Annotated in this window: 14 protein-coding genes; 4 read left to right on the forward strand and 10 right to left on the reverse strand. The window is 71.2% G+C overall.

Features of this window, described 5'->3' with window-relative positions; translation table 11 throughout:
* The first annotated feature begins 28 nt into the window (after positions 1-28).
* Positions 29-1,903, forward strand: a complete 1,875-nt coding sequence (locus tag AC5PYY_RS11120; protein WP_493896879.1) for a helix-turn-helix domain-containing protein — start codon at positions 29-31, stop codon at positions 1,901-1,903.
* Positions 1,904-1,985: 82 nt separating this feature from the next.
* On the opposite strand, the gene AC5PYY_RS11125 is transcribed toward AC5PYY_RS11120, so the two are convergent.
* From AC5PYY_RS11125 to AC5PYY_RS11145, 5 genes are all read right to left on the reverse strand, one after another.
* Entirely contained in the window at positions 1,986-3,047 is a 1,062-nt protein-coding gene (locus AC5PYY_RS11125; protein ID WP_493896880.1) for a branched-chain amino acid ABC transporter permease, read from the reverse strand.
* Positions 3,044-3,913, reverse strand: a complete 870-nt coding sequence (locus tag AC5PYY_RS11130; protein WP_493896881.1) for a branched-chain amino acid ABC transporter permease — start codon at positions 3,911-3,913, stop codon at positions 3,044-3,046. Before AC5PYY_RS11130 ends, AC5PYY_RS11125 begins: the two co-directional genes overlap by 4 nt.
* 81 nt (positions 3,914-3,994) lie before the next feature.
* Positions 3,995-5,245, reverse strand: coding sequence for an ABC transporter substrate-binding protein (locus tag AC5PYY_RS11135; protein ID WP_493896882.1), 1,251 nt, complete (start codon positions 5,243-5,245; stop codon positions 3,995-3,997).
* Positions 5,246-5,295: 50 nt separating this feature from the next.
* A complete protein-coding gene (locus tag AC5PYY_RS11140; protein ID WP_493896883.1) occupies positions 5,296-6,003 on the reverse strand; it encodes an ABC transporter ATP-binding protein in 708 nt (235 codons plus the stop codon).
* Positions 5,996-6,775, reverse strand: a complete 780-nt coding sequence (locus tag AC5PYY_RS11145; RefSeq protein ID WP_493896884.1) for an ABC transporter ATP-binding protein — start codon at positions 6,773-6,775, stop codon at positions 5,996-5,998. Before AC5PYY_RS11145 ends, AC5PYY_RS11140 begins: the two co-directional genes overlap by 8 nt.
* Positions 6,776-6,947: 172 nt before the next feature.
* On the opposite strand from AC5PYY_RS11145, the gene AC5PYY_RS11150 reads away from it, so the two are divergent.
* Positions 6,948-7,685 carry a 3-hydroxybutyrate dehydrogenase gene (locus AC5PYY_RS11150; protein ID WP_493896885.1) on the forward strand — a complete coding sequence of 246 codons (738 nt, stop codon included), beginning with the start codon at positions 6,948-6,950 and terminating at the stop codon, positions 7,683-7,685.
* Positions 7,686-7,739: 54 nt separating this feature from the next.
* Here the strand turns inward: AC5PYY_RS11150 and AC5PYY_RS11155 are convergent, their stop codons facing one another.
* The 4 genes from AC5PYY_RS11155 to AC5PYY_RS11170 form a co-directional block, all read right to left on the reverse strand.
* Complete coding sequence (locus tag AC5PYY_RS11155; protein WP_493896886.1) at positions 7,740-8,591, reverse strand: ABC transporter permease; 852 nt, start codon at positions 8,589-8,591, stop codon at positions 7,740-7,742.
* Positions 8,588-9,565 carry an ATP-binding cassette domain-containing protein gene (locus AC5PYY_RS11160; RefSeq protein ID WP_493896887.1) on the reverse strand — a complete coding sequence of 326 codons (978 nt, stop codon included), beginning with the start codon at positions 9,563-9,565 and terminating at the stop codon, positions 8,588-8,590. Before AC5PYY_RS11160 ends, AC5PYY_RS11155 begins: the two co-directional genes overlap by 4 nt.
* Before the next feature lie 136 nt (positions 9,566-9,701).
* Positions 9,702-10,340 (reverse strand): outer membrane protein assembly factor BamB family protein, encoded by a 639-nt coding sequence (locus AC5PYY_RS11165; protein WP_493896888.1) that lies wholly within the window; start codon positions 10,338-10,340, stop codon positions 9,702-9,704.
* Positions 10,341-10,524: 184 nt separating this feature from the next.
* Positions 10,525-11,787, reverse strand: a complete 1,263-nt coding sequence (locus AC5PYY_RS11170; protein WP_493896889.1) for an amidohydrolase — start codon at positions 11,785-11,787, stop codon at positions 10,525-10,527.
* Positions 11,788-11,825: 38 nt separating this feature from the next.
* Here AC5PYY_RS11170 and AC5PYY_RS11175 point away from each other — a divergent pair, with 38 nt between their 5' ends.
* Complete coding sequence (locus AC5PYY_RS11175) at positions 11,826-12,890, forward strand: PfkB family carbohydrate kinase (protein WP_493896890.1); 1,065 nt, start codon at positions 11,826-11,828, stop codon at positions 12,888-12,890.
* Between the two features lie 203 nt (positions 12,891-13,093).
* Entirely contained in the window at positions 13,094-13,354 is a 261-nt protein-coding gene (locus AC5PYY_RS11180) for a hypothetical protein (protein ID WP_493896891.1), read from the forward strand.
* 167 nt (positions 13,355-13,521) lie between these two features.
* Here AC5PYY_RS11180 and AC5PYY_RS11185 read toward each other — a convergent pair whose 3' ends face one another.
* A complete protein-coding gene (locus tag AC5PYY_RS11185; protein ID WP_493896892.1) occupies positions 13,522-14,145 on the reverse strand; it encodes a nitroreductase family protein in 624 nt (207 codons plus the stop codon).

The raw sequence follows: 14,145 nt of genomic DNA on the forward strand, positions 1-14,145 counted from the left end.
GCGGGCGCAGCGCCTACAGTGTCGCCGCATGGACACCGGACGGCTGGCGGAGCGCTACCTCGAGCTGCTCGCCGACGACCGCCCCGTCACCGGTCTCGACGCCGACCTCGAGGGCGTGAGTGACGACACGGACCGGCAGCAGGCGCAACGGCTGCACGACCTGGCGGTGCGGGCCCGGTCGCTGCGTGAGCTCGGCCGCCGCCGCGAGACCGAGCTGCGGGCGCTCTACGACACCGTCGCGGACCTGTCCGCGCTCAAGGACCTCGACGACGTGCTCGCGGCGATCGTGCGCCGCGCGCGCTCGTTGCTCGGCTGCGACGTGTCCTATCTGTCGTTCAACGACCACGACGCCGGATACACCTACATGCGGCATACCGAGGGGATCCACTCCGAGGAGTTCCGCCGGGTGCGGCTCGGCTTCGGCGAAGGGATCGGCGGGCTCGTCGCCCAGACGGCCCGGCCCTACCTCACGGCCGACTACTTCGCCGACGACCGCTTCGAGCACACCACCAGCGTGGACAGCGCGGTCCGCAGCGAGGGACTCACGGCGATCCTGGGGGTCCCGCTGCTCCTGGGGCGCACCGTGACCGGGGTGCTCTACGCCGCCAACCACGACGCCCGGCCGTTCGGCCGTGAGGACGTCGACCTGCTGAGCTCGTTCGCCGGTCACGCGGCCCTGGCTCTCGAGAACGCCCGCCGCACCGAGGCCACGCAGCGGGCGCTGGCCGACCTGCAGCAGACCAGCGAGCTGCTCCGGCAGGCGGCCGAGGGGTCCCAGCGCGCGTCCGACGCCCACGACCGGCTCGCCGCGGTCGTGCTCCAGGGCGGGTCGCTGCAGGACGTGGCCGACGAGCTCCACGACGTGCTGGAGGAGCCGGTGCTCATCGTGGACGCCCGGGGCACGACCCTTGCCGCCGGCGGCGCCCCGCCGTTGTCGGAGGCGGAGGAGGCGCGGGTACGCCGTTCGCTGGACGACAACCGTGCGCACGTGGCGGGCGGCGTCAGCATCGCCCCGGTCTGGGCCGGCGGCGCCCCGCTCGCGGCCGTCGTCGTGCGGACGGAGGTCGACGACGTCTCCCGGCGCATCCTGGAGCGGGCCGCGTCGACGGCCGCGCTGCTCATGGTGGTGCAGCGCAGCACGTCCGAGACGGAGACCCGGCTGCGCGGCGACCTGCTGGTCGACCTGCTCCTGGGCCGGTCCGGCACCGGATCGCTCAGCGCCCGTGCCAGCGTGCTGGGGGCCGACCTGACGCGACCGCTGGCGGTGCTCGTCGTGGAGGGCGCCGACGCACAGCTGCGCCAGGCCTGCGGCGACCTCGCGGCCGGCGCCTCGGGTCTGCTGTCGGAGGTCGGGGACCGGTTGGTCCTCGTGGTCGCCGACCGCGACCCGGTGCAGACCGGCCGGCAGCTGGTCGGTGACCGGGGAGCGCAGGCGGGCCCCGGTCCCGGTCGAGTCGCCGTGGGACGGTCGCGCCCGACGGTCGGCGCCGCCGGACCGGTCACCGGGGTGGACGGGGTCCGCGACGGGTATGCCGAGGCCACCCGCTGCCTCGACGCGCTGCTCTCCCTCGGCCGGCGCGGTGACGTCGCCGACAGCGCGACCCTGGGCTTCGTCGGCCTGCTCCTGGGCAAGGGGGACCCGCGCGAGCACGTGCGCGACCGGCTCGGTCCGGTGCTCGACTACGACGCCGAGCGCGGCACGGCCCTGGCCCACACCCTGGAGGTGTGGCTGGCCCAGGACCGACACCTGGCCCGCACCGGGGAAGAGCTGCACGTGCACCCCAACACCGTCACCCAGCGGCTGGACCGCGTGGGCCGGCTCCTGGGGGAGCGGTGGCAGGAGCCGGAGCGGCTGCTCGAGCTGGGGCTGGCCCTCCGGCTGCGGCGGATTCTCGCCGACTAGTCACCCCTGGACGTCTGGTGGTGCAGGTCCGTGCATCCCGGGCGTTCCCCCGCGCACGCCTGTGGCACGAGGAACGGCCCAGTCAGCCGCGGCCGGCGGGAGCGTGCTCCCCGTCGTCGGCGCCGAGCGTGTCATCGGGGTGGTCGTCCTCGGGCCGGTCCTCGGGGGAGCGGCCCCGGCGTCGGGCCAGCAGGTCGACGACCGTGCCCCAGACGCCCCGCCGGAAGAGCAGGACCACGATGATGAAGACCGAGCCGGTGATGATGCCGATGCCGTCGAAGCCGGAGCTGGCGAGCTGGTCCTCGAGCAGCACGATGATGAGGGCACCGATGATGGCGCCCCACAGGGTGCCGATGCCGCCCAGGACGGTGATGAGCACGACCTTGCCCGACGTCTGCCAGGACACCTCCTGCAGCGACACGAAGCCGTGGCTGATGGCGAAGAGGCCGCCGGCCAGGCCAGCCAGGCCGGCGGAGAGCACGAAGACCATGACGCGATAGCGCTCCACGTCGTAGCCCAGCGCCCGGGCCCGGGCCGGGTTGTCGCGGGTCGCCACCAGGACCCGACCGAACGGCGAGTGGACCACCCGCCAGGCGCACCACATACCCAGCAGCACGAGGGGGAGTGCCGCGTAGTAGAACCAGAAGGCGTCGGTCTCGACCGCCTCAATCCCGAAGAACGTGCGCGGAACGCCCTGCAGGCCGTTCTCCCCGCCGGTGACGCCACGCCACTGGTTGACGATGAAGAAGAGCATCTGCGCGAAGGCCAGCGTGACCATGGCGAAGTAGATGCCGCTGCGTCGCACGGTCAGCAGACCGATGGGCAGCGCCAAGGCCATCGCAAAGAGCGCGCCGGCCAGCGCCGCGACGGGGAAGGGCACCCCCAGCTCGATGGCCACGATGCCGGCGACGTAGGCCGAGCCGCCCCAGAACGCGGCGTGCCCGAAGGACAGCAGCCCGCCGTAGCCGAGCAGCAGGTCGAGTGCCATCGCGAACAGCGCCCAGCAGGCGACGTCCATGGCGATGGGCGGATAGATGAACCAGGGGAGCGACAGGGCGAGCGCGAGCCCCACGGCCAGCAGCAGCCAGCTGCGCAGCGGGCGGCCCAGCACCGGGGCGTCCAGGCGAGCGGTGAGCGAGCTCATGCGTTCTCCTCCCGTCCGAAGAGTCCGGCCGGCCGGATGAGGATCACCAGGGCCATGAGGACGAAGATGACGATCTGGGACAGCGCGGGCGCGTAGGCCTGCCCAAAGGCCTCGACCAGCCCGACGAGGAAGCCGGCGACGACCGCGCCGACGATCGACCCGAGGCCGCCGATGACGACGACCGCAAAGAGGATGATGATGAAGCTGGAGCCCATGTCGGCCGTGATCGCCCGGAACGGCGCGGCCAGCACCCCGGCCAGTCCGGCCAGCGCGATGCCGAAGCCGAAGACGGGGGCCACCCAGCGGTTGACGTCGATGCCCAGCGCGCGGGTCAGCTCGGCCCGCTCCGTGGAGGCGCGCACGATCATGCCGATGCGGGTGCGGGTCATGAGCAGCCAGACACCGGCGCACACCAGCAGCGAGAAGGCCAGCACGAACAGGTGGTAGACGGGGAGCCGGATGTCACCGAGGTAGAACACTCCGGTGAGGACGTCGGGGCGTTCGTAGGGCAGGCCGGAGACGCCGTACTGGCGCTTGACCAGGTCGACGAGCAGCAGCGTGAGGCCGAAGGTCAGGAGGAAGTTGTAGAGCGGGTCGAGCTGGGCCAGCCGGCTCACCAGCAGCCGCTCGATGACGACCCCGAAGAGGAACATGAGGATCGGCACCACGACGAGGGCCACCCAGAAGTTCATCCCGACCAGGTCGAGGAGCACCGCCGCGGTGACCGCGCCGAGCATGTAGCAGGCGCCGTGGGCGAAGTTGACGACGCCGAGGACGCCGAAGATGATCGCGAGCCCGAGCGCGGCCAGCGCGTAGAAGCTGCCGGCGGCCAGGCCCTGGATCGTGTACTGCAGGAACTCGTACATGCCTCTCCTCGGGCGGGGGGCGATCCCGGGGCGGTCGGTGCCGACCGCCCCGGGGAGGATGACTGACGGGGCCGGGGAGGGCTACTCGCCCATCTCGCAGGAGGACTCCTCCAGCGGCATGAAGGCCTCCTCCGCCGGGATCGTGGAGATGATCTCCTCGTAGTCCCAGTCCTCGCTCACGGCGTCGGGGGCCTTGACCTCGGCCAGGTAGACGTCGTGGATGACCCGGTGGTCCTCGGCGCGGATCGTGCCGTTGCGCAGGAAGACGTCGTTGACCTCCTTGCCCTCGAGGTTGCCGATGATGGTGTCGGTGTCGTCGGTGCCCTCGGCCTGGATGGCCTCGAGGTACTGCAGCGCCGCCGAGTAGCTGCCGGCGTGGGCGAAGGAGGGCCGGGTGTCGGTCTCCTCCATGAAGCGATCGGCCCACTCGCGGTTCTGCTCGTCGTAGTTCCAGTACCACGCGTCGGCGAACTGCACGCCCTCGAAGGCCTCGACCCCGAGGGAGTGGATGTCGGTGATGAACATCAGGCCGACGGCCAGGCTGATGCCGTCCGCGGCGTAGCCGCCCTCGTTGAACTGCTTGACCAGGTTGATGAGGTCGCCGCCGGCCTGCATGGTGCCGATGACGTCCGGCTCGGCGCTCGCCGCCTTGGTGAGGAAGGTGGAGAAGTTGTCGTTCGGGAACGGCGTGGCGATGTGGTCACCGATCGTGCCTCCGGCGCCCTCGATGGCGTTGGTGAAGGAGGCGTCCATGTCCTGCCCGAAGGCGTAGTCCGGGTAGATGATCTGCCAGTCCGCACCGCCGTTCTCGGTGATGGTGGTGCCGGTCGCGTTGGCCAGCATGTAGGTGTCGTAGGCCCAGTGGAAGGTGTACTTGTTGCACTGGTCGTTCGTCAGCGCGGTGGTGCCGGCGGTGACGTTGAGGTGCAGCTTCTGCTTGGCCTCGGCCTGGGTGGAGACGGCCAGCGCGGCCGAGCTCGTGGGCACGTCGAGGATGACGTCGGCGCCCTCCCGGTCGTAGAGCTGCTGGGCCTCGGTGTTGGCCACGTCGGGCTTGTTCTGGTGGTCGGCGGAGACGACCTCGATCTCCTCGACGACGGCGTCGTCGCCATACTTCTCCTGATAGTCGGCGACCGCCATCTCCACGGCGACCACCGAGTTGGGTCCGGACAGGTCCTTGTAGACACCGCTGGCGTCGTTGAGGACGGCCAGGACGACCTTGCCGTCGCTGAACTCGCCCTCACCTCCGCCCGGTCCGCCCTGACCACAGGCGGTGAGGGTGAGCGTCCCGGCGGCCATGGCCGCCACGGTGGCGCGTCTTGTGCTCTTCATGCGTCTCTCCCTTGAGTGCTGGTGCGAGGTGGGTGGATCAAGGTATGCCGTCACATACCGAGGTACTCGAGCAGCTCACCCTGTCGCGTGGTGAACTCCTCGTTGTCGAGGTCGGCCGCGACCGCGCCCTCGGCGAGGACGTAGTGCCGGTCGGCCACGGTGGCCGCGAACTTCACGTTCTGCTCGACGAGCAGCACCGTGGTGCCCTGCTCCTTGACCTCCAGCAGGATCTCCCTGATCCGCTGGACGATGACCGGGGCCAGCCCCTCGGTGGGCTCGTCGAGGAGCAGCACGCGGGCGCCGGTGCGCAGGACGCGGGCGATGGCGAGCATCTGCTGCTCGCCGCCCGAGAGGGTGGTGCCGGGCGCGCGGCGACGGTCGGCCAGGACGCCGAAGGCGTCGTAGACCCGATCCAGGTCCCAGGCGCTCTCCCGGTCCACGACCGGGGGAAGGGTGAGGTTCTCCTCCACCGAGAGCGAGGCATACACGCCGCGGTCGTCCTGCACCCAGCCCAGCCCCCGGCGGGCCCGTTGGTGCGGGTGCGCCTTGGTGATGTCGGTGCCCGCGAGGCTCACGGTGCCCCGGATGTCCCGGTGCAGTCCCATGATCGAGCGCAGCAGCGTGGTCTTCCCGGCGCCGTTGCGGCCGACCAGGGTGACGACCTCGCCCTCGCCGACGCGCAGGTCGACGTCGCGCAGCGCCTGGGCGTCGCCGTAGAACGCGGAGAGGCCGCTGACCTCGAGCATCGACTCAGGCATGGCTCTCCTCCCCGAGGTAGGCGCTGATGACCCGGTCGTCGTTCCGGACCTCGTCGTAGGTGCCACGCGCCAGGACCTCACCGGCCATGAGCACGGTGACGTGATCGGCGAGGCTGCCGACGACGTGCATGTTGTGGTCGACGAAGACGACCGTGCGGCCGGAGGCGATCTGACGCACGAGGGCGATGGTCCGGTCGACGTCCTCGCGTCCCATGCCAGCCGTGGGCTCGTCGAGGAGCAGCACCTGCGGGTCCATGGCCAGGACCAGGGCCATCTCGAGGGCGCGCTTCTGGCCGTAGGCCAGCTCGCCCGCGTGCCGGTCGGCCAGGCCGGTGAGCCCCACCTGCTCGAGCAGGTGGTCGGCCTGGTCGCGGTACTGCGCCAGCAACCGGTCGGAGCGCCAGAACCGCATGCCGCCCCCGGCCATGCCCTGCAGCGCCAGCTCCACGTGCTCGCGGGGGGAGAGGTTGTCGAAGAGGCTCGTGATCTGGAAGGAGCGGGCGACGCCCAGGTGGGCGATGTCCTCGGGCTCCTGGCCGGTGATGTCCTTGCCGTGCACCGTGATGGTGCCCTCGGTCGGCTTGAGGTAGCCGGTGAGCAGGTTGAACAGCGTCGTCTTGCCGGCGCCGTTGGGGCCGACAAGGGCATGCACCTCACCCTCCACGACCTCCAGGTCGACGGAGCTCACGGCGCGGAAGCCGCGGAAGTCCTTGGTGAGGCCCCGGGCGGACAGCGCCACCGTGCGCGTCCCGGTGCGGGCGTCGTCGCTCATGGGCACCGACAGTAGGTGGGCCGGGCACCTGCTCCTATGTGGCCAAAGCACACAATTGACGCGGTGGAGATGGGCGTGCGTCACATGGACAGCGCCGATGTGGCGGGTGAGGATGCTGGTCGGACGGCTGGCGACGCCCAGGTTGCCGCCGCCGACCGAGAGGACGTGAGTCATGACGACGCGAACCGTGCTGGTGACGGGTGGGGCCAGCGGGATCGGTGAAGCCGTCGCCCGGCGGGCCGCCCGCGACGGGCACCGCGTCATCGTGGCCGACCGGGATGCCGAGGCGGCCGAGCGGGTCGCTGGCGACGTCGGGGGCGAGGCCTGGGTCTGCGACCTCTCGGACACCGGTGCCCTCGAGGAGCTGACCCTCGAGTGCGACGTGCTCGTCAACAACGCGGGGATCCAGCGGGTTGCCCCGGTGCACGAGTTCGTCCCCGACGACTTCCGGCTCATCCACCGGCTCATGCTGGAGGCGCCCTTCCTGCTGGCGCGGGCGGCGCTGCCGCACATGTATGCCCAGGGCTGGGGGCGGATCCTCAACATCAGCTCGGCTCACGGGCTGCGGGCCTCGGCGTTCAAGTCGGCCTACGTGTCGGCCAAGCACGGGCTCGAGGGGCTGTCGAAGGTCATCGCGCTGGAGGGGGCCGAGCACGGCGTCACCTCGGTCTGCGTCAACCCCGGCTACGTGCGGACGCCGCTGGTGGAGGCGCAGATCGCCGACCAGGCCGCGACGCACGGCATCGGCGAGGATGAGGTTGTCGAGCAGATCATGCTGACCCGCTCACCCGTCAAGCGGCTGGTCGAGCCGGAGGAGGTCGCCGCGCTGGTGGCCTTCCTCATCTCGGACGACGCCGGCATGGTGACGGGCACGTCATACACGATGGACGGCGGCTGGACCGCGCAGTAGCCGTCACCGGCCCACGCCGACGGGCGGACCGGTGACGACCTCCGCGCGCCCGGGTCAGCGGGAGGACGCCTGCCGGAAGCGGTTGACCGCCAGCGGGATGAAGATCACGAGCAGCAGCACCGAGCCGGTGAGGACCGTGATGACGGGGTTCTGCATCGGCCAGGTGTCCGGTGTGGGCGCCGAACCGGCGTTGCCGAAGAGCTCCCGGGCCGCCTGGACGAGGGCGGAGATCGGGTTCCAGTTGGCGATCGTCTCCAGCACCGAGGGCAGGTTGGATGACTGCACGAAGGCGTTGGAGATGAAGGTCAGCGGGAAGAGGATCATGAACGACGCGTTGTTGATCACCTCTGGCGTCGGCACGATGATCCCGAGCAGCACCATGACCCAGCTGAAGGCATAGCTGAAGAGCAGCAGGATCGCGACGCCGGCGAGGAAACGCACCCACCCGTCGGTGAACCGCCACCCGACGGCCATCCCGCTCAGCATCATGATGACCATCGAGATGGCGTTGAGCACGAGATCGGCGTTGGTCCGGCCGAAGAGCACCGACGAGTCGTGCATCGGCAACGTGCGGAACCGGTCGATGATGCCGTCCTTGAGGTCCTGCGCCATCTGGAAGCCGGAGAACGTCGACCCGAAGAGCACCGTCTGCCCGAAGATGCCGGCCATGAGGTAGTTGGTGTAGTCGCCGCCCTCGATCTGGATCGAGCCGCCGTAGACCTGCGAGAAGAGCAGCACGAACATGATCGGCTGCAGCACCGCGAAGAGCAGGATCTCGGGGTTGCGACGAAACTTGATGAGGTTGCGCCAGGTGACGGTGCGGACGTCGCTCGCCCACTGGGCCAGACCCGATCCACCCGCGCCCTCGACGCTGCGGGAGGGCCGGGCAGTCGTCTGGGGGGTCATGCGACCTCCTCGGTCTCGGTCTCGTCGGCGTGCTCCCGCCCGGTGAGGGCCAGGAAGACGTCGTCGAGGGTGGGGCGCCGCATGCCGGCGTCGTGCAGCTGCACCCCGGCCTCACCCAAGGCGCCCAGCACGCGCTGCAGGGTCTCGGGTCCGCCGGAGACGGGCACCGACAGGGTGCGTCCCGCGGCGTCGGACTGCACCTCGTCGGCGCCGAGCCGGGTGAGCACCTCGCGTGCGGTGGGGCCCTGGGCGGCGTCCACCAGGGTGACGACGACGCGATGCCCGCCGACCTGGGCCTTGAGCTCGTCCGCGGTGCCCTCGGCGATGACCTGCCCGTGGTCGATCACGCTGATGTCGTCGGCCAGGTAGTCGGCCTCCTCGAGGTACTGGGTCGTGAGGAGCACCGTCGTGCCCTGCCCGACGAGGTCCTTGATGACCTCCCACAGCCCGAGCCGGCTGCGGGGGTCCAGCCCGGTGGTGGGCTCGTCGAGGAAGAGGATCTGCGGGTTGTTGACCAGGGCGCAGGCGAGGTCGATGCGCCGCCGCATGCCGCCCGAGAAGCCCTTGACCGGCCGGTCGGCGGCGTCCACCAGGTCGAACTGCTCCAGCAGCTCGACCGCGCGGGCCTTGGAGCGCGAGGAGCCGAGGTGGTAGAGCCGCCCCACCATCTCGAGGTTCTCCCGCCCGGTCAGGTGCTCGTCGACCGCGGCATACTGCCCGCTGGCGCCGATCACCCGACGCACCCCCTCGGGGTCGGCCAGCACGTCGATACCGGCGACCGTCGCGGTGCCGGAGTCGGGGCGCAGCAGCGTGTTGAGGACCTTGACGGTCGTGGTCTTGCCGGCGCCGTTGGGCCCGAGCAGCCCCTTGACAGTGCCTTCCGGCACGGCGAGCGAGAGCCCGTCCAGGGCGTGCACGTCGCCCGAGCGGGGGTGGTAGGTCTTGCGCAGCTCGTGCGCCTCGATGATGGTCACGGGGACCCCACGGGAATGCTCACGAGTGAAGGCTATGCCGTGGCTCTGACAGACCCGAACCGGTGAGTCAGACCACCTGTGCGACCGCGGTCCCGTCCGGGCGCTCAGGGGAAGCGGCTGATGCCGTGCGGATCCGTCACGATGTCCACGTCGTGTGGTGTGTCGACGAGCAGGGCATCGAGTGCCCGGGCAGTCGGCGGGGCCTGAATGTCACCGCTCGCATTGCAGGCGAAGAACAAGAAGTCGCAGCGGATGATCTGTTCGCGGTCCAGTCCTCTCCGGTGATGTCCCGGCTCCAGAGCTCCTGGCCGGTGTGTTCATCGACCCCCGCCACACTGACCTTGGTCGCCTCAGAAAATGCGAGGAGGCCTGTGGTGTAGTCGACGGTCGCATTGCCCGAGCCCTCGCACACGAGGACGATGCGGGAGACATCGTCCGTCGCCCCGCCACATAGTCCGGCTCCTCGCCTCCGCCACAACTCCTCGCCCGAGTCCAGATCCAACGCCATGAGCTGGTGGTCCGCCACAGGGATCTCGAGCGAACGCACGACCTCGACACCCGCCGAGTCGATGGCGACGAGGTCCACCCACGGTCCCTCGTAGCCGCCTTGAGCGAGGGCGATGAGATGACCGTCGAGAAGCGAAGGGGAACGGACCCGCGTCGCGCCTGAGAGATCCCTCGTGATGCGCCACCTCTCGTCTCCGGACGTCTCATCGATGGCCGCGAGCTGCAGCGCTGTGGACGGCTCGTCGTTCTCAGGCTCGACGTACGTCACCAACTGGCCGTCTATCGCGACAGGGTTGGAGAGAATCTCAGCTTCCCACCTCCACAGCGGTGCAGGCGCGGGCTCCCCCCGCTCGTGACCTGCCTGTGACACAGGCGTGGGCGGACCAACGCCTGTGTCACCACCACCCGCACAGGTATGCCGTCACCCTGGCGGTCTGCTCCGCTCCGGCGGGTCAGCGGCCCAGCCAGGCGAGCGCAGCCGCCACCATGGCGCGCACCCCGGTGTCGAGCATGGGCTGCAGCACCGGGGCGAACTGCGGCGCGTGGTTGTCGGGGAAGTCCTCGTGCTCAGTGCCGCGCTCCTCCGCCGCCGCCCAGGCCGCCGGGTCGAAGGCCCCGAAGCCCCAGTAGCAGTACGGCGTCCCCCAGGCGTCCGGCAGCTCGGAGAAGTCCTCCGACCCCATCTCGGGGGTGAAGACCCGCACCTGCTCGGCGCCCAGCTCCGCCTCGAGCGCTGCCCGCACGGTCTGCGTCGCCTCGGGGGAGTTGTCGGTCACCGGCAGGTGGTCGAAGGTCTCGACCAGCGGTGCGGGAGCGCCCCAGGCGTCCGCCTCGGCGCGGGCGGTCCGCCCGATGAGCTCCAGGCAGCGCGCCGCGACCGCTGCGTCGTAGGTGCGTACGGTGCCCTCGATGACCGCCTGCTCCGGGATGATGTTGGTCTTCGTCCCGGCGGCGATCCTGCCGACCGTCACCACGGCGGTGGCCTGTGGCGAGACCTGCCGCGCGACGATCGTCTGGAGCCGCAGCACCAGCGAGGACGCCATGACCACCGGGTCGATCGCCAGGTGCGGGGCCGAGCCATGGCCACCCCTGCCGCACAGCGTGATCCGGAAGTCGTCGCAGCTGGCCATGATGGGCCCCGGAGCGACCTGCACCGACCCGGCCGGTCCAGGCAGGACGTGCTGGGCCAGCCCCACGTCGGGTCGGGGGAGGCGGTCGGTGAGCCCGTCGGCGACCATCGCCTCCGCGCCGTTGAACTGCTCCTCCGCCGGCTGGAAGACCGCCACCAGCGTGCCGCCCCAGTGGTCGCGCCCCTCCAGCATGAGCCGGAGCGAGGCCAGCAGCGTGGCCACGTGGGTGTCGTGCCCGCAGGCGTGCATGACGGGCACCTGCTCGCCGGCGGCGTTGGTCGTCGCGACGGTCGAGGCGTAGTCCAGCCCGGTGTCCTCGGCCACCGGGAGCCCGTCCATGTCGGCCCGCACGAGGACGGTCGGCCCGTCGCCGTTGCGGATCACCGCCGCGACCCCGGTCCCGGCGATCCCGGTGACGAGCTCGACGTCGCCGGCCCCCGGCATACCCCGGATCTCCTCCACGACGCGCGCCGCGGTCTCGTGCTCGGCCATCGACAGCTCGGGGTGGGCGTGCAGGTGCCGGTAGAGGTCCTCGACCCAGGGGCGGATCGTCGGCAGCGGCTCGAGGACGGCGCGGGTGCTCATGCAGGGAGGGTATGCCGCCGCGTGGCACGCTACGTCCCATGACCCCCAGGGTGATCCACACCGGTCAGGCGATGGTCGACCTCGTGCTCGAGGTCGGGCACCTGCCCGAGCGGGGCGGCAACGTCATGGCCGACTCCGCGACCAGGTATGCCGGGGGTTCGGTGACCATCGTCGTGGCGGCCGCTCGGAGCGGGGCCGAGGCGGTGCTGGCGGGCGCGGTCGGCACCGGGCCGAACGGTGACCTCGTGCGCGAGGTGCTGGACGCCGAGGGTGTGGGTGTCAGCGCGCCGCCGGTCGCCGATCTCGACACGGGCGTCTGCGTCGTCCTCGTCGAGCCGAGCGCCGAGCGGACCTTCGTCACCACCCGCGCGGCCGAGCGGCGGATCACCGAGGATTCGCTCGCCACCAGCGCTCCCGTGGCGGGTGACCTCGTGTGCGCCTCCGGCTACACCCTCCTGCCGCCGACCCGTGAGCCGCTGCTGGCCTGGCTGGAGAGTCTGCCCGAGGGCGTCGAGGTGGTGCTCGACCCGGGTGCGCCGTTCTCCACCTTCGACGACGAGCTGGTCGAGCGGGTGCTGGCGCGCACGACGATCTGGACGTCCAACGCCGCCGAGGCCCGCGACCTGACCACGATGTCGATCACTGATTCTTCTGCCATGGCGCACAAAGACACGGTCGACAATGAGGCGACGTCGAAGTCGACCACCGGTTCTGCTGCCATGGCGCGACAAGCCGTGGTCGAATTCGCCGGTCAGGGCGGGGCGAGCGAGGGGGCGCCGGACCTGGTGACGCTGTGCGACGCCGTGGCGCGGCGGCTGCCGGACGAGGCGCTGGTGGTGGTCCGCGACGGGCCGCGCGGGTGCGTCGTCCGGTCCTCCGGGACGACGACGGTCGTGGCGGGCTTCCCGCAGCAGCCGGTCGACACCAACGGTGCGGGTGACACGCACACCGGGGTCCTGTGCGCCGAGCTGGCCCAGGGCCGTGACCTGGTCGAGGCGGCCCGCCGGGCCAACGCGGCCGGAGCGATCAAGGTGACCCGCCGCGGCCCGGCGACCGCCCCGAGCTCGGACGAGGTCGATGCCTTCCTCTCGGCCGCTCCCTGAGTGAGTCGCCCGGTGATCCGGCCGTGCGATAGGCGACGACCAGGACCGCCACCCGCAGCCCGAGCGATGGGCTCGGTGGGGGAGGTCACGATCAGGTCACGATCCCCGGTCCTGGGCAACCTGCGGGGGGCCCTGGACATCTAGGAGGTGAGGTCGGCGCGCAGGGGGCGCCGTCCCACCACCTCCGAGGACAGGGGCACACGATGGGCACCACCGCACAACCGACCAGCACCTCCCACCGAAACCGCAACGGCAGCGCCGTCGCGGACGCCCTGGTCGAACCCGTCCGCCACGCGCCCGAGGTGCAGCTGGCGCTCTCGGCGCTCCTCGTCGTCCTGGCTGGGCCGGTCGCTCAGGCCATCGCCCCGACGAGCGCGGTGGTCGCCGGAGCGTCCGCCATCCTGCTGGTCGTGGGCCTCGTGCTCGCCGTCCTGGCCGCCGTCGGCCTCCTGCGCAGCCGCTGACGGCGGTCCGCAGACCGCGCTGACCCTGTGGTCCGCAGACAGCCCGGCCGGTCAGTGCCGAGCAGCCGGTCAGTGCCGAGCGGGCGGTCAGTGCGACGCGTGCGGTCAGTGCTACGCGTGAGTGGTCGGTTCAGCGCGCTGGCGGTCGGTGCCCCGCGGGCAGCGCCTCACTCCTCCCACGGGCGACCGAACCTCCCGTCGTGACCCACCTCCTCCACCGGTCGCCGCCCGCGACGGAGGGACGGGGAGCGCCGGTCGGTCGCGCCGTACCCCATCGCCACAACACCCACGATGCGCCGGTCGTCCGGTGCCTGCATCGCGGCGAGCGTCTCGGCCTGGCGTCCCGGAGGCACCCCGAACAAGAGCCCGGCGAGCCCCTCGTCGACGGCGGTGAGCAGCAGGAGCAACGCGGCCATGCCGGTGTCGACGTCCCAGTAGGGGACCGGCCAGTCGGCCTCGTCGCGGTCGGCCTGCCCCTTGTCCGGCTCGGCGTAGCGGTCGAGGTAGGTCTCCTTGTCGGACAGGCACAGGATGAGACAGGGCGCACTCCGGACCCCGCGCAGCCAGGAGTCGGCGCGCTCGGCCGCCTCGGCCCCGGTGGCGGCGGCCCAGAAACGGTGGCGGTCGGAGGCCTCCGTCAGCACCACGAAGTCCCACCCTTGGGAGAACCCGGCGCTGGGCGCCCGGATCGCGTGCCCGAGCGCGCGGCTGATGATCTCGCGCGGCACCGGACGCGCCGGGTCATAGGCACGGACCATCCGGCGCCGACGCACCACCTCGCGAAACTCCAT

The sequence above is a fragment of the Serinicoccus sp. JS2-9 genome, assembly GCF_059025165.1.

Excerpts from the sequence above, each read along its gene's own strand:
- AC5PYY_RS11120 (WP_493896879.1), top strand. The coding sequence starts at position 29 with ATGGACACCGGACGGCTGGCGGAGCGCTACCTCGAGCTGCTCGCCGAC.
- AC5PYY_RS11125 (WP_493896880.1), bottom strand. The coding sequence starts at position 3,047 with ATGAGCTCGCTCACCGCTCGCCTGGACGCCCCGGTGCTGGGCCGCCCG.
- AC5PYY_RS11130 (WP_493896881.1), bottom strand. The coding sequence starts at position 3,913 with ATGTACGAGTTCCTGCAGTACACGATCCAGGGCCTGGCCGCCGGCAGC.
- AC5PYY_RS11135 (WP_493896882.1), bottom strand. The coding sequence starts at position 5,245 with ATGAAGAGCACAAGACGCGCCACCGTGGCGGCCATGGCCGCCGGGACG.
- AC5PYY_RS11140 (WP_493896883.1), bottom strand. The coding sequence starts at position 6,003 with ATGCCTGAGTCGATGCTCGAGGTCAGCGGCCTCTCCGCGTTCTACGGC.
- AC5PYY_RS11145 (WP_493896884.1), bottom strand. The coding sequence starts at position 6,775 with ATGAGCGACGACGCCCGCACCGGGACGCGCACGGTGGCGCTGTCCGCC.
- AC5PYY_RS11150 (WP_493896885.1), top strand. The coding sequence starts at position 6,948 with ATGACGACGCGAACCGTGCTGGTGACGGGTGGGGCCAGCGGGATCGGT.
- AC5PYY_RS11155 (WP_493896886.1), bottom strand. The coding sequence starts at position 8,591 with ATGACCCCCCAGACGACTGCCCGGCCCTCCCGCAGCGTCGAGGGCGCG.
- AC5PYY_RS11170 (WP_493896889.1), bottom strand. The coding sequence starts at position 11,787 with ATGAGCACCCGCGCCGTCCTCGAGCCGCTGCCGACGATCCGCCCCTGG.
- AC5PYY_RS11175 (WP_493896890.1), top strand. The coding sequence starts at position 11,826 with ATGACCCCCAGGGTGATCCACACCGGTCAGGCGATGGTCGACCTCGTG.
- AC5PYY_RS11180 (WP_493896891.1), top strand. The coding sequence starts at position 13,094 with ATGGGCACCACCGCACAACCGACCAGCACCTCCCACCGAAACCGCAAC.
- AC5PYY_RS11185 (WP_493896892.1), bottom strand. The coding sequence starts at position 14,145 with ATGGAGTTTCGCGAGGTGGTGCGTCGGCGCCGGATGGTCCGTGCCTAT.